The organism is Streptomyces sp. NPDC030222 (assembly GCF_055573115.1).
This window is the reverse complement of sequence record NZ_JBVICA010000022.1, coordinates 13401-32990: the sequence shown is the minus strand read 5'-3', so window position 1 is coordinate 32990 and position 19590 is coordinate 13401. Positions and strand designations below refer to the sequence as shown.

Genomic DNA, 19590 nt, shown 5'->3' with positions numbered 1-19590 from the left:
TTCAATGGGATGCACCCATGATGACACGGGGGTACGCGCCCGAGCGGCCCGGGCCGCCCGGCCCCGAAGGGCCGGACGGCTCGGGACCGGGACGTCAGCGGCCGAGCATCTTCTTGATGCGCTTGCCGTCGCGCGACTCCCCGAGGGTCGCCCACAGCTGGGACGAACCGGTGTACGTGTACACGCCCGGCGCGCCCTGCTCGGCGCAGCCGTCGCCGTACGACACGACGCCGATCTGGTAGACGCCCTGGCGGCCCGGGAGCTTGCGGTAGATCGGGCCGCCGCTGTCACCCTGGCAGGAGTCCTTGCCCTCGACGCCCGCGCACATGTTGACCTTCTTGTCGTACGACGGGTAGGTCGCCTTGCACTCGATGTGCGAGAGCACCGGAACGTCCACGGCACGCAGCCGGTCCGGGAAGGACGGGATCTCGGTGTTGGTGTTGCCCCAGCCCGCGACCGTGGCGGTCGCGCCCGGACGGATCAGCGCGTCGGTGCCGAGCGTGGGCAGCAGCACCGGCGCGATGCCCTTGACGGGCTTGTCCATCAGCAGGAACGCCACGTCGTAGGCCTCCTGGCCCTTGCTGTAGCGCGGGTGGACGATGATGTCGGTCACGTTGCGCAGGTGGCCCTGCTTGTTCTTGGACAGCACGGTCCGGCCGACCGTGACCTCGATGCTCTTGGCCTTCTCGCCCTCGACGCAGTGCGCGGCGGTCATGATGACGTTCTGGGCGAGCAGGCTGCCGCCGCAGAACTGGCGGTCCGTCGCGCTGCCCTTGCCCTTGCTGAGGATCGCCGCCATGAACGGCAGCGAGCCGTCCTTCTTGTCGACGCCGCCGATGATGTAGGCGCTGGGCCGCCCGCTGTCCTTGGGTCCGGCGGGCGACGGACCGGCGGCGTGGGCCGCCGTGACGCCGCCGGCCAGCAGGCCGGCGGCCGCGCCGAACGCGAGCGCGGCGGACGATATGCGCCGGGCACGGCGGCTGTCGGGCAGGGAAAGACGCATTGGGGGGTGTCTCCTCTGTCTGCAGGATCTCCGTGGTCTTTGGATGCCTGCTCCCCCTGGCGGGACGTCAACGCGCCCCGGCCGCACGGGAGTAGCAGATCCCGCTGTGAGACGAGGAACCGTCGCTGAAGGTTGAGCCGCATTCCGGACACCCTTTCGCCCACGGCTCCGGCCCCCGCTGCGCACCCGCCCCGATCCCACCCGTTACGGCCGTCCCCGCCGCCCCGAGCCGCCGGCCGCTTCGTCTCCGTCCTGCCGAGTGGTCCCAGGGGCCGCCCCGCCGCCCGGCACCCCCTCGCTCAGCGCCTCGGCCAGCACCTCCGCGAGGTGGCGGCCCGGGCGGCCGGCCAGTTGGGCGAGTTGGGTGCGGCACGAATAGCCGTCGGCCAGGATCTCGGTGCCGGGGGCCGCGGCGCGGACGGCGGGGAGGAGCTGCTCCTCGGCGCAGGCGACCGACACCTGCCAATGACCGCGCTGGAAGCCGAAGTCGCCCGCGAGCCCGCAGCAGCCGCCGCTCAGGTCGCCGGTGAGGCCGGCGCGTTCCCGCAGCCGGCGGTCGGCTGCGTCGCCCAGTACGGCGTGCTGGTGGCAGTGCGTCTGGCCGGCGACGGGCCGGTCGATGCGCGGGGGCCGCCAGTCCGGCGCGTACTCCTCCAGCGCCTCGGCGAACGTCCGTACGGACGCGGCGAGCCGCCCCGCCCGCGGGTCCCCCGGCAACAGCTCGGGCAGGTCGCCGCGGAGGGCGGCGGCGCAGCTCGGTTCGAGTACGACGACGGGCAGGCCGGCGTCGAGCAGCGGAGCCACGGCGTCCAGGGTGTGCCGCATGACGGCCCGGGCCCGGTCGAGCTGTCCGGTCGAGACGTAGGTGATGCCACAGCACACCCTTCCCCCGGGCAGCACCGGCCGCAGCCCGGCGGCCTCCAGCACCGCGGTCGCGGCGCGCCCCACGGAGGGCTCGAGGTGGTCGGTGAACGTGTCGGGCCACACGACGACCTGCCCGTCCGTGCCCGTCGGCCGTCCGCTGCGCCGCCACCAGCGCACGAACGTCTCGGTGGCGAGTGGCGGCAGGCCGCGCTCCGGCGCGAGACCGCCGACGCGTCCGGCGAGGGCGGCCACGGGGCGGAGCCGGGCCGCCGCGTTCAGGAGGCCGGCGAAGGGCGCCGCCAGCCGGAGCCAGCGCGGCAGCCACCCCAGTGCGTAGTGGTACGCGGGGCGACGCCGGCCGGCCCAGTGGTGGTGCAGGAACTCAGCCTTGTACGTGGCCATGTCGACGCCGACCGGGCAGTCGCTGCGGCAGCCCTTGCAGGAGAGGCACAGGTCGAGCGCGTCCCGCACCTCCTCGGAGCGCCAGCCGTCCGTGACGATCCCGCCGGCGAGCATCTCGTGCAGCAGCCGGGCGCGGCCCCGGGTGGAGTGCTGCTCGGCGCCGGTGGCCCGGTACGAGGGGCACATCACCTCCGGGCCCGTGACCTGCGCCGTACGGCACTTGGCGACACCGACGCACCGGCGTACGGCGGCCCGGAAGTCCCCGCCGTCGTGCGGGTATCCGAAGACGACGTCGACCGGTCCGGGCGGCAGCACGGCGAAGCGGAGGTTCTCGTCGAGCCGGGCGGGCCGGGCCAGCACCCCCGGGTTCATCCCGCCGTCCGGGTCCCACACGTCCTTGAACCGCCCGAAGAGCGCGACGAGTTCGTCGCCGTACATCCTCGGCAGCAGCTCGGCGCGCGCCTGCCCGTCGCCGTGCTCCCCGGAGAGCGACCCGCCGTGTGCGACGACCAGTTCGGCCAGTTCCTCCGAGAAGCGCCGGTAGGCCCGTACCCCGTCGTCGGTCAGCAGGCCGAAGTCGATGCGGACATGGATGCAGCCCTCCCCGAAGTGCCCGTACGGGGAGCCGTGCAGGCGGTGCGCGGCCATCAGCGCGCGGAAGTCCCGCAGGTACGCGCCGAGCCGGGCGGGCGGCACCGCGCAGTCCTCCCAGCCCGGCCAGGCCTCGCTGCCGTCCGGCAGGCGCGTGGCGGTGCCGGCCGCGTCCTCGCGCAGCCGCCACAGGGCCCGTTGCGCGGCCGGGCCGTCGACGACCGTCCCGTCGAGCGCGTCCGCGGCGCGCAGCACGGCCTCGGCGTTCGCCCGGGCCTCTGCGGCGTCCGCGCCTCCCGTCTCCACGAACAGCCAGGCCGTGCCCCTGGGCAGCAGTCCGGCCGCGGGGCCGCGCACCAGGTCGGCGGCCATGCCCTCGACGGTGAGCGGGCCGAGCGGCAGCAGCGCCGGCGCGGCGTCGGCGGCCGCGCTCTCGTCGGCGTACCCGAGCACCGCCAGGGCCCTCGCCCGGGGCGTCTCCACCAGTCGGACGACGGCCTCGGTCACCACCCCCAGCGTGCCCTCGCTGCCGCAGAACGCGCGGGCGACGTCCGCACCCCGCTCGGGGAGCAGCGCGTCCATCGCATAGCCGGAGATCCTCCGGGGGAGCTCCTGCGGGAAGCCGGTGCGCAGCAGCGCCAGTTCACCCTCGACGAGCCCGCGCAGTCCCTCCGGTGCTCCCGCCCACCCCTGTCCGGGCCGCAGCTCGGTGCCGTCGTAGGTGTGCACCCGCAGCGCACGCACGTTGTCGGCGGTCGTCCCCCACGCCACCGAGTGGGCACCGCACGCGTTGTTGCCGATCATGCCGCCGAGGGTGCACCGGCCGTGTGTGGAGGGATCAGGCCCGAAGGTGAGCCCGTACGGCCGCACCGCCTCTCGCAGCACGTCCAGCACCACGCCCGGCTGCACCACGGCCGTACGTGCCTCCGCGTCCACGGACAGGATCGACCGCAGGTGCCGAGTCGTGTCCAGCACCACTCCGGTCCCGGTCGCCTGTCCCGCGATCGAGGTGCCGCCGCCGCGCGGCACGACCGGCATCCCGTGCTCCCGGCACACCGCCAGCGCCGCGGCGACATCCTCCGGCCCTCGTGGCGCGACCACCCCGGCGGGCACCCGCCGGTAGTTCGACGCGTCCATCGTGACGAGGGCCCGCGCCTGCGCCCCGAACTCCACCTCGCCGCGCACGGCGGCCCGCAGCGCCCGCTCCAGTTCCCGGTGCCCGTCCATGCGACCAGCGTGCCCGGGGTGCGCCCGCAGGGCACACGGTGCCCCGGCGCGGCATGACGGCCGGGCGCCCCCGGTCCCACGGACGGGGCGCGGGCTGCCGCCGCGCGGTTACCCGGTCGGGTGACGGTGCACGGCGGCCGGAACCCGCCGGGACGTCCCGGATTCCACGGATCCGGCGTCCCGGAACCGGGAGGTCCTCGTCTCATCCGCCGGACAACGCCGCTCACGGGTCGGCGGAACCGACTACGCTCCGAGCGTGGCCGATATCCAGATTCCCGCTGACATCAAGCCCGCCGACGGCCGTTTCGGCGCCGGCCCCTCCAAGGTGCGGACGGAGGCGCTGGACGCCCTGGCCGCCACCGGTACGTCCCTGCTGGGCACGTCCCACCGCCAGGCCCCGGTCAAGAACCTGGTCGGCTCGGTCCGCCAGGGCGTCCGGGACCTCTTCTCGCTCCCCGAGGGATACGAGGTGGTCCTCGGCAACGGCGGCTCCACCGCCTTCTGGGACATCGCGACGCACGGGCTCATCGAGAACAAGTCGCAGCACCTGAGCTTCGGGGAGTTCTCCTCCAAGTTCGCCAAGGCCGCGAAGCTCGCGCCGTGGCTGGCCGAGCCGACCGTGATCTCCTCGGAGCCGGGCACTCACCCGGAGCCGGCCGCCGAGGCGGGCGTCGACGTGTACGCGCTCACCCACAACGAGACCTCCACCGGTGTCGCCGCGCCGGTCGAGCGGGTCGCAGGCGCGGACGAGGGCGCCCTCGTCCTGGTGGACGCGACCTCCGGCGCGGGCGGCCTTCCGGTCGACGTGACCGAGTCGGACGTCTACTACTTCGCCCCGCAGAAGTCCTTCGCCGCGGAGGGCGGCCTCTGGATCGCCCTGTTCTCCCCCGCCGCCCTGGAGCGCGCGGCCCGCGTCCACGCGTCCGGCCGCCATGTGCCGGAGTTCTTCTCGCTGCCGACGGCGATCGACAACTCGCTGAAGAACCAGACGTACAACACCCCCGCCCTCTCCACCCTCTTCCTGCTCGACCAGCAGCTGAAGTGGCTGAACGGCCAGGGCGGCCTCGACTGGTCGGTCCGCCGCACGGCGACCTCCGCCCGCACCCTGTACGGCTGGGCCGAGGAGTCCAAGTACGCCACCCCGTTCGTCACCGACCCGGCCAAGCGCTCCCAGGTCATCGGCACGATCGACTTCGCCGACGAGGTGGACGCGGCCGCGGTCGCCAAGACCCTGCGCGCCAACGGCATCGTCGACACCGAGCCCTACCGCAAGCTCGGCCGCAACCAGCTCCGCATCGCGATGTTCCCGGCCGTCGACCCGGCGGACGTCGAGGCCCTGACGGCCTGCATCGACTACGTCATCGAGAGGCTGTAGCCGGCGGGCTCCCGGAGACCCGGCGTTCATGGAGCCCGTGACATCCCGGTGGGGTGTCACGGGCTCCCTGCCGTCCCGGCCGACCGCAGGTCCCTGCCGACGGCCAGGGGGTTGCCAGGAGGTGCCGGGCAGGGTCCGGCCGTGATCCGCCGGACACCCCCGGGCGTCACCCCCGGCGGAACAGCCGCTTCAGCCCGAAGAAGACGACGGCCGCCGCCGCGACGACCAGTACGCCGACCGTGAGGTCGCCGCTGTCGCCCGTGGGGAGCGTTCCTCCCGGCTGCCGGCCCGGGGAGCCCGAGTCCTTGCCGGGGCCGCCGGTCGGGCCGCCGGGGCGCTGGACCTCGACCCGGACCACATCGCTCTGCGCGCCCTCGGAGCCGAACATCAGCGCGCTGCCGTCCGCCGTGTAGGTCACCGACTCGGCCTGCCCCAGGAGCGGGGCGCGGACCGCGCGGTCCGCGCCGAGCCGGCCGGTGCCGCCGGCGCCCGGCTTCCACTCGTACGCCCGGGCGCTGAAGTAGCTGCGCAGCGTCAGCTCCTTCCCGTCGGGGGAGAACGCGCCGTCCGTCACCCACGGCACCTCGCCGACCTTGCGGAACACGTTCGACCCGGACGCCGAGAGCCGCGCCGGGCCCTCGTAGAGGCCGCCGCCGTCCTCGTTCTTGGAGGCTATGTAGACGCGGCCGGTGACCGGGTGGACCATCATCGCCTCGGCGTCGCGGGGGCCGTCGGCGTAGCGGACAGTGAACTGGGTCGCCTCGACGGTGGCGTCCCGGAGCTGCTTCGGCTCGCGGAAACGGTAGATCCACACGTGGTTCCAGCTGCCGTTGAGGTTGTCGCCGATGTCGCCGACGTAGACGTAGCCGTCCGGGCCGATGGAGATGGCCTCGACGTCGCGGGGCCGGCCGACGCCCTTCAGGGAGATCGTCGCCACCGTCTCCCCGGTGCGCCCGTCGACGGCGTACACGTACGGGCCGTCGTCGCTGTCGTTGTGCGTCCAGTAGACGCCCGGATGGTTCCGGCTCGCGGCCAGGCCGCTGGATTCCTTGATCCGGGTGTCCTTGATCGTGAAACGGTCCTCGTCGTCCGCGGCCGCCGGTGCCGCGGCGGCGAGGACGACGGCCAGTACGGCCCCGGAGACAGAGACGAACGAACGCGCACGCATGACCCAAGACTGCCATCCCCACGGCGTGTTCAGACTCACATGGCTGGTCAGGAGCGTGATCCCGGCCGTTCGGCCATCATGACCGGGTGCACAGGTTCCTCTTCGTCGGCGATTCCATGACGATCGGAAGCGCCGGCGACCACACCTGGCGCTTCCGTATGTGGCAGCACCTGTCGGCTTCGTTCGGCGGGCCCTTCGCCATCGTCGGGCCCCGCACCACGCTGCACGACGTCTCGGCCGACGCTCCCGTCTCGTACGCGTACGGCGATCCCTCGTTCCCCGAGAAGGCACGGGGGCACCTGGCGGGCTGGGGCGAGGGCTGGCTGCACATGGCACCGCTGATCCGGGACACGGTCGCCTCGACGCGGGCGGACACCGTTCTGGTCTCCCTGGGCCTGATAGACCTCGGCTTCTACACGAACGCCGACCAGACGGTGGAGAACGCACGGCTCTTCCTCATGGAGGCGCGTGCCGCCAATCCCCGGATCCAGGTGGTGTGCCTGCCGGTGGTACCGAACGTGCTGGCCGTCGGCTCACCGGAGTTCGCGGCCGAGGTCGGCCGCTTCAACGAGCTCCTCGCCAAGCTGGTCGCCGACCTCGACGAGGAACGCTCGCCACTGCTGCTGGCCTCGCAGCCGGCGGGGTACGACATCGACCTCGACACCTATGACGGGACGCATCCCAACGCCTCGGGGGAACGGAAGCTGGCGGGCACGTTCGCCGACGCGATGCACCAGGCGTGGGGCCTGGGCGCCCCGGCGCACTCCACCGGGATCATCTGACCCCGGGAGGTGTGACACGCCCTGCGCTGCTGCCCGCCGGGCGGCGGGCAGCAGGGGTGACGGGTTCAGCCTCCGTCGACGTAGGCGCGCGCGGCGACCATGACGTCACGGAACCGCCCGTCGGCGATGCACTGTGCTGGCGCCTCGTCCTCGAGCTGGGGATTCATTCCGATCATCCAGGCGCGGGCGGTGTACAGGCTCTCGGCGTCCTGGATCAGCTGGAAGACCTGGAGCGCGGCGCGCAGCCGGTCCTCGGACTCCTGTCGTGGCCTGGTGTCGCCGGACGCCCACTTGCCGACCTGCTTGGGATCGCTGATGCCCGCGATCCTCGCGGTCAGGCGCTGCCCGAGGCTGTCCTGGAGGAACCGGGCGATCTCGTCGATGTGCATGCGCACGGTGAGGGCGTGGGCGCGCTCGGCACTGGCCGCGCTCTTGGGGGCGGTGTCTGTCTCTTGGGCCATGGTGTCGTCTCCCTCGTTGTCCTGACTGCGCGCCTGGATGCATGGCGGTCGCGTGTCAGACGACGGGTGCTTGATGCACGCGGGGACCCGGCTGTCGCATGCGGTGTCGATGGGAGAGCGCATGGGACGCTGGTCCGGCGGGCTATGACTGCTTCGTGTGGAGGTGTCGGACCCGTCGGGAAGCATGACCGTCACGGGTCGTCCGGATCGCCGGCCGGGCGGCGGTGTTCAGCATCGGTGCTTGCCGGTCGCGTGCGATCCGGTGCAGGGATGACTGAGGGGATCGAGGCCGGAGAAGGCCGTCCTGCGACGCTCGCCGGCCGGCGTACTCCCGGAGCCTCGGCCGGGCCGCGCCGGGAACGGCACGTCGCACGAGGCCGGTAAGTGCTTCCTGGCAACGGACATAGGATCCCCCCACTTTCTCGGTTACTGACACCCCATAGGCTACCCACTTTGCCACCCCTACTCCACTGCTTGGCCGAGATTGTCGACACGGTTGACGAAACGTCAAGAGTTCTGCATCACGCGGAAGGAGAGGCGTTGGCCTGCAGTTTCGCCGCCGTTCCCGGGGCGGGACGGCGGCGTGACTCCTGAGGAGATCGGGGTGATTTCGTTCGTTCGGACTATGGCGAGGCGGTGGATTTCCTGGTGGACTTCAGGGTGGACTTTCGGGGAGTCCAAGGCGGGTGGCAGTGGGGTACGGCAGGGTACGGCGGGCGGCCGACGGGGTCACAGCATGGTGAGGCCGTACTCCTCGGCGACCGTGCGCAGGGCCTCGGCCTCCGGGAAGACCAGGCTGGACTCCACCTGCTGGAGCTCCACGTCGCTGAAGACGGCCCAGCACTGCCGCATACCGAAGCGCGACCGGTAGGCGATGCCGTGGACGAGGCGTTCCTGCCGTGTGTGGCCGGTGCGCTGACTGATGGCCCAGGCGGAGATCTGCCGGGTGATGCGCCGGTTGAAGCCCTGGATGTGCTCGGCCGTCAGTTCGTCGACCCCGTGCTCGGCGAGCTCGTCCTTGAGCTCGCGGGACAGGGTGCTCAGGGTGCGTTCGTCGTCGACGTCGAGGAATCGGGCGTCCTTGGAGGGCTGTAAGCGCACCAGGGTGTGCCGGGTGGTCCAGTCCCGGGGGATCTTCCCCGGGGTCATGTAGTAAGGCTCCTGCCAGTCGTCCGCGATGACCTCGCGCATCGAGGGGTGCACCCGGAAGGGGGCCAGGGCCTCGGCGAAGCAGCCGTCGTGGGCGGAGGCGCAGTACAGCGTGCCGTAGCCGACCAGGCTCCAGCGGTTGCCTCCGGCCCGGGAGTCGTCGTCCGGACTGATCCTCTCGTACCTCAGGGGCTCCTTGGCCTTCCCCAGCCGCCAGATGCCGCGGTCGGGTGCGGGGATCAGGCGGACGTCGGGCTGCTGTGTCGCCCTGCTCATGCGCGCCACTCCTAGCTCCGGCCGCGTGCCCTCGCGCGGGCGCGCGGGCACGCGGCCGGTGATGCTCGTGGCCCGACGGCAGGGGCCGGCGCCGCCGCGCGCGGGCTCGCCGTCGAGCCGGTGATCGTCTCGGGTGTTGTGCTCGTTGCCGTAGCACGGTTGTTGCGGGGGCAGCGCCGCACGGTGGGACCGTCCCTGGCACATGCCGAACGATCATTTTCGTGTGCTGGTAGGACTTAAGAGTGCCTGTTGCACCAATCAATGAGGGGCGCACGAAGGATTCCGGGGGGCGCACAGCCCATGGTCAGGCTCCGCTCTGCCGGGCGTCGACAAGGTCGAGTTCGAGGACCACGGCGCCCGCCTCGCCCGCGAGGGCGAGCACGACCCTTTCGCTGCTCGCCGCGGCATGGGCCGACAGGGTCCGTACGGGGCTCCCGGTGGCGAGCTGGAGCACGCACCGGCCCGCGACGAGGTCCCAGACCCGGACCGTGCCGTCGCCGGACGCACTGGCCAGGAAGCAGCCGTGGTCGTCGGCGGACCACGTGGCCAGGGCGTTGACCCCGGCGGTGTGGCCCCGGAGCGGCTCGCCGAGCGGCTCACGGGTCAGGAGATCCCAGAGGCGGATGCTGCCGTCGTCGCCGCCGCTGGCCAGATAGGGAGGGAGGCCGCTGGTCGGGAGAGCGTTGACGGCGAGGGCGTCGATGAGGCCCTGCCGGCATCTGATGGGCCGTCCGACGAGGCCTCGGTCGACGTCCCACAGGCACACGGTGCCGTCCGAACCGGCGGAGGCGAACCACTCCTGGCTGCGGTGGTCCGAGGCGGCCGCGACGGCGCGGACCCGGAGTTCGTGCCCCTTCCAGGTGCGCAGGAGCGTAAGCCCGTCCAGGTCCCAGAGCCTCACGGTCCAGTCGTCGCCGCCGCTGATCGCGAGGTGCCGGCCCTGTGCCGTGGTGCAGGCGTCGATGGCCTGCACGGGCAGGCGGTGGCCCTCCAGCACGGCCGGCAGCAGACTCCTGGTCGTCGCGTCCCAGCAGCGGATGCCGTTGTCCTCCCCGGCCCACAGCAGAAGGTGGCCCTGGGCGCGCTCCGCCCAGGCCATGGCGGTCACCGGACATCCGGTGTCGATGCCCGCGATCCTGCGGCCGTTCACGGTGTCCCACAGTTCGAGCCGGGGATCGCTGCCGCTGATCGCGAGCCGGGCGGCACGGGCCCGGTGGTCGGCGAGGAAGGCCCCGCCCGTGGTGCACCGGGCCGAGCTGCCGTCGCCGTTCAGCGCCTGCGCGAGCAGGTCGCGGTCCCACAGACGCACGGTGTTGTCCGCGGCGGCCGAGGCGAGCACGTCCGTGCCCCGGAGGGACACCCGGCACAGCGCGGTGACCGCCGCGGTGTGCCCGGCGAGCCGCCCGGCCTCCTGCTCCGGGCCGGCGATGTCCCACAGGGCGACGGTCCTGCCGCCGCCCGCGGCGAGCAGGTCGCGCCCGTCCAGACGCAGGGCGGCCAGCCCCGTCACCGCGCTGTCGCAACCGACGAGGGTGCCGCGGTACCCGTCGGCGCACCAGAGGGACACCGTGCCGTCGGCGTGTCCCGCGGCGACGGTCCCCTCCCGGGTGGTGGGGACGAGCACCCGGACCGCGCCCGCGAGGGGGTACTCGGCCACGACGGCGTGATCCTCCGCCTGCCGGAACGTCAGCGACGCACCGTCGGCGATCACCAGCAGCCGCCGGCCGTCGGCACCGGTCGTGGTGGTCAGGGACGCCTTGCCGTCACGCGGCGGCTCGCCCGGGAGCGGCGGCAGCGGCCGCATGCCGAGACGTTCGTTCCACCACGTCACCGCCCCTTCCCCGTTGACCGCCACCACGGCCGTCTCGCCGTCGTCGTCGGTGTAGGCGGTCACGTCGTCGGTCCAGAAGTTGCCCGGCCGGGCGATCTGGTCGACCAGGGTGCCCCGCCCGGGGTCCCAGACACGGACGGTGCCGTCGGTGCTCCCCGAGACCAGGAGTGCCGGGCCCGGAGTGCGGCTTCCCCCGCCCGCCCTGGGGGCGCCGATCAGGCAGCGCACCATTCCCTCGTGAGCGGGGATGCGCTCGCCGACCGCGGTTCCCTCCACCGCGTCGAGCAGTTCGATGCCGCCCTGTTCGTCGCCCGCGGCCAGCAGGGACCTGCCCTCGGGCGTGGTGACCGCCGCCAGCGACTGCACCTGGTGGGCGACCTTCGCCAGGACGTTGGCCGGGGGCGTCCACTGCGACCACAGGACGGTCAGCCGGGACCCCTCGGGCCCCGCCGCCGCCTCCGGCATCCGCGCACGGGGCACGCGCGGGTACTGCAGTGCCGTGTAGGCCAGGTGCAGGCTGGCGAGGCGGGACGGGACGTCCGCCGAGTGCAGGTACGGCTCGACCGTGGCCCAGGCCTCCAGCCACTGGCGGGGCCCGTGGTCGCTGGGCGAGGCCAGCATGCCCCTGATGCCGTCGCCGGTCACCCACGGCAGCAGCGCGGGCGGCACGTGCACGTCGTCCAGCACCCCGCCCAGCCGGGCGTGCCGGGCCAGATGACGCCGTAAGTAGGGCGGCGGAGCCGTGTTCGCGTACGTCCCCGCCAGCTCCGCCAGTGCGGCCGCGATCCGGGCGTGGTCCGCCTGCTCGGCGGCTCCGCCGTCGGACGGCCCGTCATACTCACCTGTGCGCATCAGGTGCTCCCCCCAGTTCCCCCACCCTGTGTGCCGCCGGCCCCCTGCCAGCGCCTCAATACCGCGGCCAGCCGGTCATGGGCCGGCCGGTAGACCAGTCGCTCGTCCTCGCTGTCATGGGTGAGATACCCCGACAGACGTCCCTTCAGCAGCGTGTCGATCTTCTCGTCGGCGTCTTCCAGCGTGCCGCCGTACAGCGCCGAGGCCACCGCCGGCCACACCTCTCCCCACGCCATTCCGCGCCCCGGCGCGAACGCCGTGGCGCGCAGCAGCGCCAGGGCCTCGTCGGCGGCGAGCCCGTCCTCGGCGACCTCGTTCAGGTCCGCCTCCAGGAGTCCGACCGTCCCCTGGTCGAGTCTCACGAGCCACCGCGGGTCCTCCAGGAGGGCCGGTCCGCCGGCGCGCAGCTGCTCCGCCGCCAGCCGGGCGTCGAGGAAGGACCCTTCGACGCGCCGGGCGACCGCCTCCGACACCTTGCGCAGATCGTTCCCGGCCCAGGCCGGCGCTCCGTCGAGGAGCGCCCGGACGTAGGCGGCGATGTCGTCCGCGATCCCGTCCGCGTCGGTGCGCAGCACGGTCGGGGCGGTGAACTGGGCGCGGAGTTCGTCGAGGAGGTCGTGGCCGGACGCGGACGGAGCCGGGACGGGCGCCGACGGACCGGGGACTGACGGGCCGGAGGCCGACGGACCGTGGGCGGGAGCGGCGGGGCTGCTGCTGCGCACCGCGAGCAGCAGCCTCAGGCCGCGCCCCGGAGCGTCGCCCGGAGGGCGGGAGCCGCCCTGGGCCGGGAGCAGCGGCGGGCACACGGCCGGTGACGGGCCGGGGGTGTCCGGTACGGGGCCCGCGGCCGGTGACGGCCCGTCGGCCGGTATTCGGGCGTGGACGGCGAGCGGCGCCAGAGCGTCGCGTATGCATCCCATGGGGTCGTACGCCTCGTCCAGGGCGTCGACGACGATCGTGACCATCGGTCCCGGGGTCATGAGGAACGTCCTCAGGCCGGCCTGCCAGCGGCGGACCGCGTCCCGTCCCGCCGGGTCCGCCGTGGCTCCGAGGCCTTGGGCGACGGTACGCAGGAGCGTGAGCGGGTCACGGTTGCGGGCGGTGACGGCCACGGTCACCGCGTCGGCGACGGGCACGGTGTCGTCGGGGCAGTGGGTGACGGCCTCGGCGTACCGCGCGGAGGCACGGAACGACGGGTCGCTCAGGGTCACCGCCCTGCCGAGGATCGCCGACTTGCCGCTGGCCGCGGTGCCCGTGACCACGAGCACCCCCGGCGGGCCCTGCAGGAAGGCGGTCACCTCGCGGTTCAGCGCGTGGCGGCCCGAGAAGTACCAGCCGGGGTCGGCGGCGCCGGTGCGCCCGCTCGCCTTCTCCAGCCAGTAGTCCAGTTCGTCGGAGGTGGCGGCCACCTCCCGGCGGCTGGACGCGACGACCGCGTTCCCGGGCCGGTATCCGGGGTTGGGCAGGGTCGCGGTCGGCACGTCCAGTCCGCCGGTGAGGACCGGGCGTGGTCCGAGGAGCTTCCTCCCGTACCTCGCGTTGACCTTTCCGGTGGCGTGCCGGAGCGCCTCGGTGAACTCCGCCATCGTCAGGTACGGGCGGGTGATGTGCTGCCGGGAGCTCACCCAGTCATGGGCCTCCCGCAGGACGAGCGCGAACTCCCGTCCCAGGACCCGTGTCCGGGGACCGGTGGTCGCCAGGACGTTCAGCGTGCCGCCCGTGGTGCGGGACATCGCCAGGTCCCGTTCGAGCTCCAGCAGTTCCGGCGCGATCCCCGCCGCCTCGCACATGTTGACGATCACCAGGACGTCGCGGGCGTGCGAGTCGAGCGCGGCGGTGACGATGTCGTTGGTGCGCAGGCCCGTGCCCAGCAGCCGGGTGCGGTCGGTGTCCTGCAGCAGGGTGTAGTGCTTCGACGACGAGCCGACGAAGCCGTGGCCGGTGACGAACAGCACCAGGGGCACCTCCGGCTCCGCCTCGCGCACCCCGGACCGGTGGAGGAAGCACTCCACGTCGTGCCGGGTGCGCGGGGCGCGCGACTGCACCTTCACGAAGCCCGGCTCGTCCGGCCGGGGTCTCTCCCACCAGAGGGCCACCGCCTCCAGCTGCTCGTCGACCGCCGCGCCGAACTCGGGGGTGCCGTCCTCCACCGCCAGGGCGACCAGCAGCCCTGCCGGCGGGGAAGGAGGTGCCCCGACCGCCACCGTCGTACCCGTGGAACCCAGTAAGCCGATCTCTGCCCGATCCCCGTTCACGTTCCCTATTGTTCACAGCCATGGACGACCACCAGCACCATCGATCCGAAGCTGTGATCCACGGCTCCGAAGGCGAGTTACCGGACCACGTCACCCAGGACGCGGTCGTCGTGGTGCCCGGCATCATGGGCAGCGAGCTGTTCGACACCGAATCCGGGAAGACCGTCTGGGGCCTGGGCGGCGTCTCCTGGCTGCTGAAGGCGTGGACCCTCCCCGGCGGACTCCGGGCGCTGCGGCTCACGGACGACGAACTCGAGGGCAGGCACGGCAGGATCAAGGCCGTCGGCCTCCTGAAGCACAGCGCCTGGACGCCCTACCTGGCCGGCCACGAGCCCTATACCGACCTCGTCGGCACGGTGCGCCGGTGCGTCGCGCATCCCGCCGCCGTCCTGGAGTTCGGGTACGACTGGCGGCTTCCCGTCGCCGTCAACGCCCGTCTCCTGGCCGACGCCGCCCGCCGGCACCTCACGGCCTGGCGCGGACACCCCGCCCATGACGCCGCCCGCCGGCACCGCGTGGACGAGCGTCCGGGCCGGCTCGTCTTCGTCGCCCACTCCATGGGGGGCCTCGTCACCCGCGCCGCGCTGGGCGCGGAGTACGACGCCGAGCTGGCCGCCGACACCCGGGGCGTCATCACCCTCGGCACGCCCTTCCACGGGGCCGTCAAGGCGACCGTCATCCTCAACACCGGCCGGGGCACGCCGGTACCGCTGCCGCACCGCAGACTGCGCTCCATCTGCGCGACCATGCCGGGCCTCCACGATCTGCTGCCCCAGTACAAGGCGCTGCGCGCCGACGGGAACGTGCGCCGGCTCACCCCCGCGGACATCACCGCCATCGGCGGCAACGCCGAGCTGGCGCGCGACGCCGCGGCCTTCCACGAGTCGCAGAAGAAGATCCGCCTGCCGGACCACCGTTCGGTCGTCGGCGTCAACCAGCCCACCTGGCAGAGCCTGACCATCGACGGCGGGCGGGTCGAGGCGCATCTCGACGGCGCGCGCCAGAACAGCGACGGGACCCTCATCCGCGACCGCCACGACCGGGTCAGGTACTTCCATGTCCACGGCGACGGCACCGTCTACAAGGAGTCGGCTTCCATCAGCCCGGCGGTGACGCCGCTCCCGCTCCAGCACGGCGATGTCGCGAAGGCGTCGGCCTCGCTCGACGCCGTCACCGAGATCCTGCGGGAGGACGCCCATCTGGGGCCGCCCCAGGGCGACCAGGGCTGTGGTCTGACCACTCCGGACCTCGTCGAGGCCGGGCGGCCCTGGACCGTGTCGTTCGACGAGGTCGACTCGCTCGCCGGTCTCACCTGCGACGTCGTCGACCTGGAGGATCCCGGCAACCGCCGGGCGGCGGTGCCGGCCTGGGCCGACGGGCGGATCGTCGCCGAGGTCACGGTGCGGAGCCCGGGCCTGTACCGGGTCACGGCACGGACCTACGACGGCTCCACCATCACCCAGCTGGTGATGGCGACGGCGCCGGGCGAGCGGCTGGAGGAGGCCGAAGAGTAGCGGGTGTCCGGCTCGATGGACAACCCCCGGCGGGGGGTGTCCGTGGGCCCCCGGCTGGTCGCCCGGCCCCGGCGCTCCTCCGCGCGCCGGACCGTCAGGTGCTGCGACGGCGGAGCCACCAGGTGGTGGCCGCCGCGGCGACGAGGAGGCCGCCGGCCCCGAGCGCCCAGGTCAGGGTGTTGCCGTCGGCCTGCTGCGGGGCGGACGCGCGGGTGGCCGCGGGGGCGGCCGGGGCGCTCGCGGCTCCGGCGGCTGCCTGCGGTGACGTCCGCGCCGGCGGGGACGACGTGTCCGGCGGGGACGACGGCCGGGACGCCTCTGCCTCCACCGTGATCTCCTTCTTCGCGGCTCCCAGGCCGGGGAATCCCGCCTCGACGGTGACGTTCCACCGGCCGGGCGGCAGGGCCTCGGCCGTGGTGTAGCCGGTGGGCGTGCCCGGGCTGCGGACCAGTCGCCAGGGGCCCGCGGAACGGGTGCCGTCGGGGCTCTGGGCGTTCACGGTCGCGGCGACGTTCTCGTCGACCGGGTCCTTGTCGTTCTCCCAGGTGACCGTGGTCGTGATGTGGCCCTGGCGGTGGCCGGTGATCTCCACGAGCAGGGTGTCGCCGTGTGCCTGGGCGGGGACGGCGGCGAGGGACAGCAGCAGGCCGGCGAGGGGCAGGGCGGCGCGGACGCGGCGCATGTCGTGCGGCTCCTGTGGTGGGACGGAAAACGGAGGTGCCGGGGGCGGGCTCTCGGCCCGCCCCCGGCAGTGGGGCACAGGGATCAGGAGGTCTTCTGGACCGTCCAGATCTGGGCCGGACGGCCGTCCGGGCTCTGGAGCTCCAGCAGCCAGGCGCCGTAGTACGGGCGGTTGCTCACGCCGAGGACGAAGTCGCCGGACTTCGCGGTGACGGTCACCCCGCCGCCCTTCGCCGCGAGGCGCCACTGCTGGGCCGGGGAGCTGCCGCAGGGCTGCTGGGAGACCCACATGCCCGCGGCGGATGCGCCGCCGAGCTGCAGGCACTTCCCGGACACCGCGGAGCGGATCCGGGTGTATCCGCTGCCGGCGTCGTCGAAGTACCACTGCTGGTGGGCGTATCCGTTGCTGCGGGAGCCGGTGAGGACCGTGCCGTCGCTCGTCCTGCCGCCCCAGATCTCGGCGGCGATACCGGTCGCGCCGTTGGTGAGGAGGTGACGGACGTTCGGCGTGGTGGTGCCTCCGCCGTTGCCGGGCGTGCGGAAGGAGGTGGCACGACCCGGCCGGGTGTCCTTGCCTGCGGTGTCGCGGACCGCGACGGCGACGCTGTAGTCGGTGCCCGGCTGGAGGTTGTAGACGCGGACCACGTTGGCCTGCACCCACGCCATGTGACGTCCGCCCAGGACGATCTGGTACCAGGCGGCGCCCGGGACGCTCTTCCAGCTGACGACGGCCGAGTCGGGCGTGATCTGTCCGACGGTCACGTCGGGGCCCGTGGTGGGGGCCGGTCCGGTGGAGGTGGTGGGGCTCGGGGTCGGCGTCGGCTGCGTACCGCCACCACCACCGCCACCGCCGCCGTCACCCTTGGCACGCATCAGGAACTGGTTGTCGGCGATGTTCCAGTGCGTGGCGAGGTAACTGCCCGGGCGGGGGTTGGTGTGGAAGTAGTCGTCGTGGTTGCAGTCGAGCCGCTGCTCGTGGTTCTGGTCCCCGCACACCGTGCGCATCTGCGGGTAGTACGGCGAGTCCGAGTAGCACATGACGTCGTACTCGTCCGTGCAGTGCGCGCCGCGGCTGGTGTTGGGCGCGCTGTTGTTTACCGCGCCGAGGTTGTGGCCGAGTTCGTGGGCGGCGGTGTGGCCGCCCCAGCATCCGGTGTCCGTACGGCCGTAGGAGGGGCCGAAGTTGCTCAGGTTGTTCTGGCCGGGGCGCTCGTCACCGTTGAAGGTGCCGATGCCGCAGTAGACCTGCGCGTCGGCGAAGATCATGTACTTGCGGTCGCGGCGGTTGAGGCCCTTGTCGGCGAGCGCGCGGTTGGTGGCGCTGAACTCGGAGAGGGCGTTCGCGGGCACCTCGATGTTGAGCACGGTCGGGGTGCAGTCCGCCGCGGTCACATAGCGGATGTGCCGGACGCCACCGGTCTCCTGGGCGCTCGCCGAGTAGATGAGGTCGGCGTCGGCGGCCCACTTGCGGAAGGAGGCGGCGTACTGGGCGTAGCGGTCGCGGCCGGGAGCGTGGACGTACACGACCTGGGTGCGGTTGCCGGTGCTGCCGTCGCCGTCGCACTGCACGGTCTGTCCCGCCGGTCCGCTGGCCACGGCGGAGCCGCCGGAGGCGGCGGGACCGGGCGAGGCGGCGGAGCCGCCGGTTGCCGCGGGAGCGGAGGGCGCGCGACCGGGGTCGGTCGCCTTGCCGGTCCGCGCGTCGAGGGCGGCCGGGGCGTCCTGCGCAAGCTTGTCGGACGTGGCGTCCGGAGCGGCGTCGGGGCGGCCCGGATCGGCTGCCGGGGCCGTCGACTTGACCGCCGGAGGCGTGTCCTTCTTGATGTCCACGCCCTTCGGGGGCGCGTCGGGCCCGTGCGTGCACAGGCCGCTGTCGGTGCGGTACACACCGGCGCACTTGTCGCCCTTGGAAGCGGTGCTGAGGCCGTCGTACACCATGCCGCGCTGCGGCTCGTTCTTCGGCTTCGCCTTGATCGGCTCGGGTTCCTCGTCACGGGTCGGCGCGGCGGCGGGCTCGGGGGCCGCCGTCGGTGCGCCTGCGGCCTGCGTGATCGCCGGCCGGTCATCGTTCCCGGACTGCACGGCGTCGAAGGCGACGACGCCCCCGCCGAGCACCCCCGCGACTACCGCGGCGGTGACCCATATATACCGGCGAGACGTCTGCCGACGGGTTGTCAGCCTTCTTCGTCCCGACATGATGCACCTCATTTCCTTGGTCAGGGGATTGGGTGCGCGGCAGCCTGCCAGAGGCGCTCAAAGGAGGAGTCGGGGCAAATTGGGCCATGCCGGTAGATGCGGTTCCGTTACCGGCGATCACCGTTTGATGATCAGTCAACTTAACTGCACAGATGGGCAGTTGAACGCACGCAAGGCAATTGGTCTAGTCCCTTTTAAGGATGTCGTAATACAACCGAAATATTCAGCGGGCTGCAATTTCCCTGAACTTCGGTCAAATTCGTTGCGCTGCGAATGCCCTTGATCACCGCATGTCATGAACGCCCTTGCGTCGACATGGACTTCATGTCGAGGAATACGGGCCCGAGAGGCATGTCCGTTCACCGACCGCCGACTTCCCCAGCAGGTCTCCGACAGCATCGCCGCCACACGAAGAACCATCACGGCCGGCATGCGCAGCGTCCGCAGTTCTCGCACGTGGCGATCGGAACGAGCACAGAGCGTGACCGTCACCCGACGCGCCACTGATCGGACGAATGCCCCGTAACTCCTCGCGGCTGCCGCTGTTATCGAGGGCGCGACGTCCTGTCGCCCTGTCGTCCACAACCGCCCTCGAGCAGTCATCGAACTGGAGAGACATGCGCATTCGTACCGCCTTCGCCGCCACCGCCCTCGTCGCCGCAGGCACCATCGCCGGAGCCGGCACCGCCGTCGCCGACGCCGGCGCGTCGGGCGTCGCCGCCTCGTCGCCGGGCGTCCTGTCCGGCAACGTCATCCAGGTCCCGATCCACCTCCCGCTCAACCTCTGCGGCAACAGCGTGGGCGCCGTCTCGCTGCTCAACCCCGCAGCCGGGAACCTCTGCGCCAACGCCTGACGCCCCGGTACGCGCGCGGGGGGGGGGCACCGGGGGGGGGGGGGGAGGGTGGGGGTGTTGAGAGTCTTCTGGGGGGAAGGAGGACAAAAAGGGAAAGCCCCGGAAGAAA

13 protein-coding genes are annotated in these 19590 nt (G+C 72.8%); 4 read left to right on the top strand and 9 right to left on the bottom strand.

Features of this window, described 5'->3' with window-relative positions:
- Nucleotides 1–94: 94 nt before the first annotated feature.
- Both ACZ4Z5_RS26805 and ACZ4Z5_RS26800 read right to left on the bottom strand, forming a co-directional pair.
- Nucleotides 95–1003, bottom strand: coding sequence for a S1 family serine peptidase (locus tag ACZ4Z5_RS26805; protein ID WP_468267076.1), 909 nt, complete (start codon nt 1001–1003; stop codon nt 95–97).
- A 204-nt stretch (nt 1004–1207) separates the two neighbouring features.
- Nucleotides 1208–4087 carry an FAD-binding and (Fe-S)-binding domain-containing protein gene (locus tag ACZ4Z5_RS26800; protein WP_468267074.1) on the bottom strand — a complete coding sequence of 960 codons (2880 nt, stop codon included), beginning with the start codon at nt 4085–4087 and terminating at the stop codon, nt 1208–1210.
- A 256-nt stretch (nt 4088–4343) separates the two neighbouring features.
- Between ACZ4Z5_RS26800 and serC the strand changes: the two genes are divergently transcribed.
- The gene (gene serC / locus ACZ4Z5_RS26795) at nt 4344–5462 is read left to right on the top strand and encodes a phosphoserine transaminase (RefSeq protein WP_468267072.1); all 1119 of its coding nucleotides are present in this window, start codon (nt 4344–4346) and stop codon (nt 5460–5462) included.
- A gap of 166 nt (nt 5463–5628) precedes the next feature.
- On the opposite strand, the gene ACZ4Z5_RS26790 is transcribed toward serC, so the two are convergent.
- Entirely contained in the window at nt 5629–6630 is a 1002-nt protein-coding gene (locus tag ACZ4Z5_RS26790; protein ID WP_468267070.1) for a WD40 repeat domain-containing protein, read from the bottom strand.
- Between the two features lie 86 nt (nt 6631–6716).
- On the opposite strand from ACZ4Z5_RS26790, the gene ACZ4Z5_RS26785 reads away from it, so the two are divergent.
- On the top strand, nt 6717–7412 hold the full coding sequence (locus ACZ4Z5_RS26785; protein ID WP_468267068.1) for a GDSL-type esterase/lipase family protein: 696 nt from the start codon (nt 6717–6719) through the stop codon (nt 7410–7412).
- Nucleotides 7413–7477: 65 nt separating this feature from the next.
- On the opposite strand, the gene ACZ4Z5_RS26780 is transcribed toward ACZ4Z5_RS26785, so the two are convergent.
- From ACZ4Z5_RS26780 to ACZ4Z5_RS26765, 4 genes are all read right to left on the bottom strand, one after another.
- Complete coding sequence (locus ACZ4Z5_RS26780; protein ID WP_468267066.1) at nt 7478–7873, bottom strand: XRE family transcriptional regulator; 396 nt, start codon at nt 7871–7873, stop codon at nt 7478–7480.
- Nucleotides 7874–8602: 729 nt separating this feature from the next.
- The gene (locus tag ACZ4Z5_RS26775; RefSeq protein ID WP_468267064.1) at nt 8603–9298 is read right to left on the bottom strand and encodes an RES domain-containing protein; all 696 of its coding nucleotides are present in this window, start codon (nt 9296–9298) and stop codon (nt 8603–8605) included.
- A 304-nt stretch (nt 9299–9602) separates the two neighbouring features.
- Nucleotides 9603–11981 carry a hypothetical protein gene (locus tag ACZ4Z5_RS26770; protein ID WP_468267062.1) on the bottom strand — a complete coding sequence of 793 codons (2379 nt, stop codon included), beginning with the start codon at nt 11979–11981 and terminating at the stop codon, nt 9603–9605.
- Nucleotides 11981–14236 carry a hypothetical protein gene (locus ACZ4Z5_RS26765; RefSeq protein ID WP_468267060.1) on the bottom strand — a complete coding sequence of 752 codons (2256 nt, stop codon included), beginning with the start codon at nt 14234–14236 and terminating at the stop codon, nt 11981–11983. The genes ACZ4Z5_RS26770 and ACZ4Z5_RS26765 overlap by 1 nt, the downstream gene beginning before the upstream one ends.
- 20 nt (nt 14237–14256) lie before the next feature.
- Between ACZ4Z5_RS26765 and ACZ4Z5_RS26760 the strand changes: the two genes are divergently transcribed.
- Complete coding sequence (locus ACZ4Z5_RS26760) at nt 14257–15750, top strand: esterase/lipase family protein (RefSeq protein ID WP_468267058.1); 1494 nt, start codon at nt 14257–14259, stop codon at nt 15748–15750.
- Nucleotides 15751–15844: 94 nt separating this feature from the next.
- Here ACZ4Z5_RS26760 and ACZ4Z5_RS26755 read toward each other — a convergent pair whose 3' ends face one another.
- Both ACZ4Z5_RS26755 and ACZ4Z5_RS26750 read right to left on the bottom strand, forming a co-directional pair.
- Nucleotides 15845–16432, bottom strand: coding sequence for a hypothetical protein (locus ACZ4Z5_RS26755; RefSeq protein ID WP_468267056.1), 588 nt, complete (start codon nt 16430–16432; stop codon nt 15845–15847).
- Nucleotides 16433–16515: 83 nt separating this feature from the next.
- Nucleotides 16516–18546 (bottom strand): RICIN domain-containing protein, encoded by a 2031-nt coding sequence (locus ACZ4Z5_RS26750; RefSeq protein ID WP_468267054.1) that lies wholly within the window; start codon nt 18544–18546, stop codon nt 16516–16518.
- Between the two features lie 698 nt (nt 18547–19244).
- On the opposite strand from ACZ4Z5_RS26750, the gene ACZ4Z5_RS26745 reads away from it, so the two are divergent.
- Nucleotides 19245–19481 carry a chaplin gene (locus ACZ4Z5_RS26745; RefSeq protein ID WP_468267052.1) on the top strand — a complete coding sequence of 79 codons (237 nt, stop codon included), beginning with the start codon at nt 19245–19247 and terminating at the stop codon, nt 19479–19481.
- The last annotated feature ends 109 nt before the right edge of the window (nt 19482–19590 follow it).

What these genes read in the sequence shown, in the direction of transcription:
- ACZ4Z5_RS26745 (WP_468267052.1), top strand. Translation starts at nt 19,245, where the DNA reads ATGCGCATTCGTACCGCCTTCGCCGCCACCGCCCTCGTCGCCGCAGGC.
- ACZ4Z5_RS26775 (WP_468267064.1), bottom strand. Translation starts at nt 9,298, where the DNA reads ATGAGCAGGGCGACACAGCAGCCCGACGTCCGCCTGATCCCCGCACCC.
- ACZ4Z5_RS26790 (WP_468267070.1), bottom strand. Translation starts at nt 6,630, where the DNA reads ATGCGTGCGCGTTCGTTCGTCTCTGTCTCCGGGGCCGTACTGGCCGTC.
- ACZ4Z5_RS26780 (WP_468267066.1), bottom strand. Translation starts at nt 7,873, where the DNA reads ATGGCCCAAGAGACAGACACCGCCCCCAAGAGCGCGGCCAGTGCCGAG.
- ACZ4Z5_RS26755 (WP_468267056.1), bottom strand. Translation starts at nt 16,432, where the DNA reads ATGCGCCGCGTCCGCGCCGCCCTGCCCCTCGCCGGCCTGCTGCTGTCC.
- ACZ4Z5_RS26805 (WP_468267076.1), bottom strand. Translation starts at nt 1,003, where the DNA reads ATGCGTCTTTCCCTGCCCGACAGCCGCCGTGCCCGGCGCATATCGTCC.
- ACZ4Z5_RS26770 (WP_468267062.1), bottom strand. Translation starts at nt 11,981, where the DNA reads ATGCGCACAGGTGAGTATGACGGGCCGTCCGACGGCGGAGCCGCCGAG.
- ACZ4Z5_RS26760 (WP_468267058.1), top strand. Translation starts at nt 14,257, where the DNA reads ATGGACGACCACCAGCACCATCGATCCGAAGCTGTGATCCACGGCTCC.
- ACZ4Z5_RS26800 (WP_468267074.1), bottom strand. Translation starts at nt 4,087, where the DNA reads ATGGACGGGCACCGGGAACTGGAGCGGGCGCTGCGGGCCGCCGTGCGC.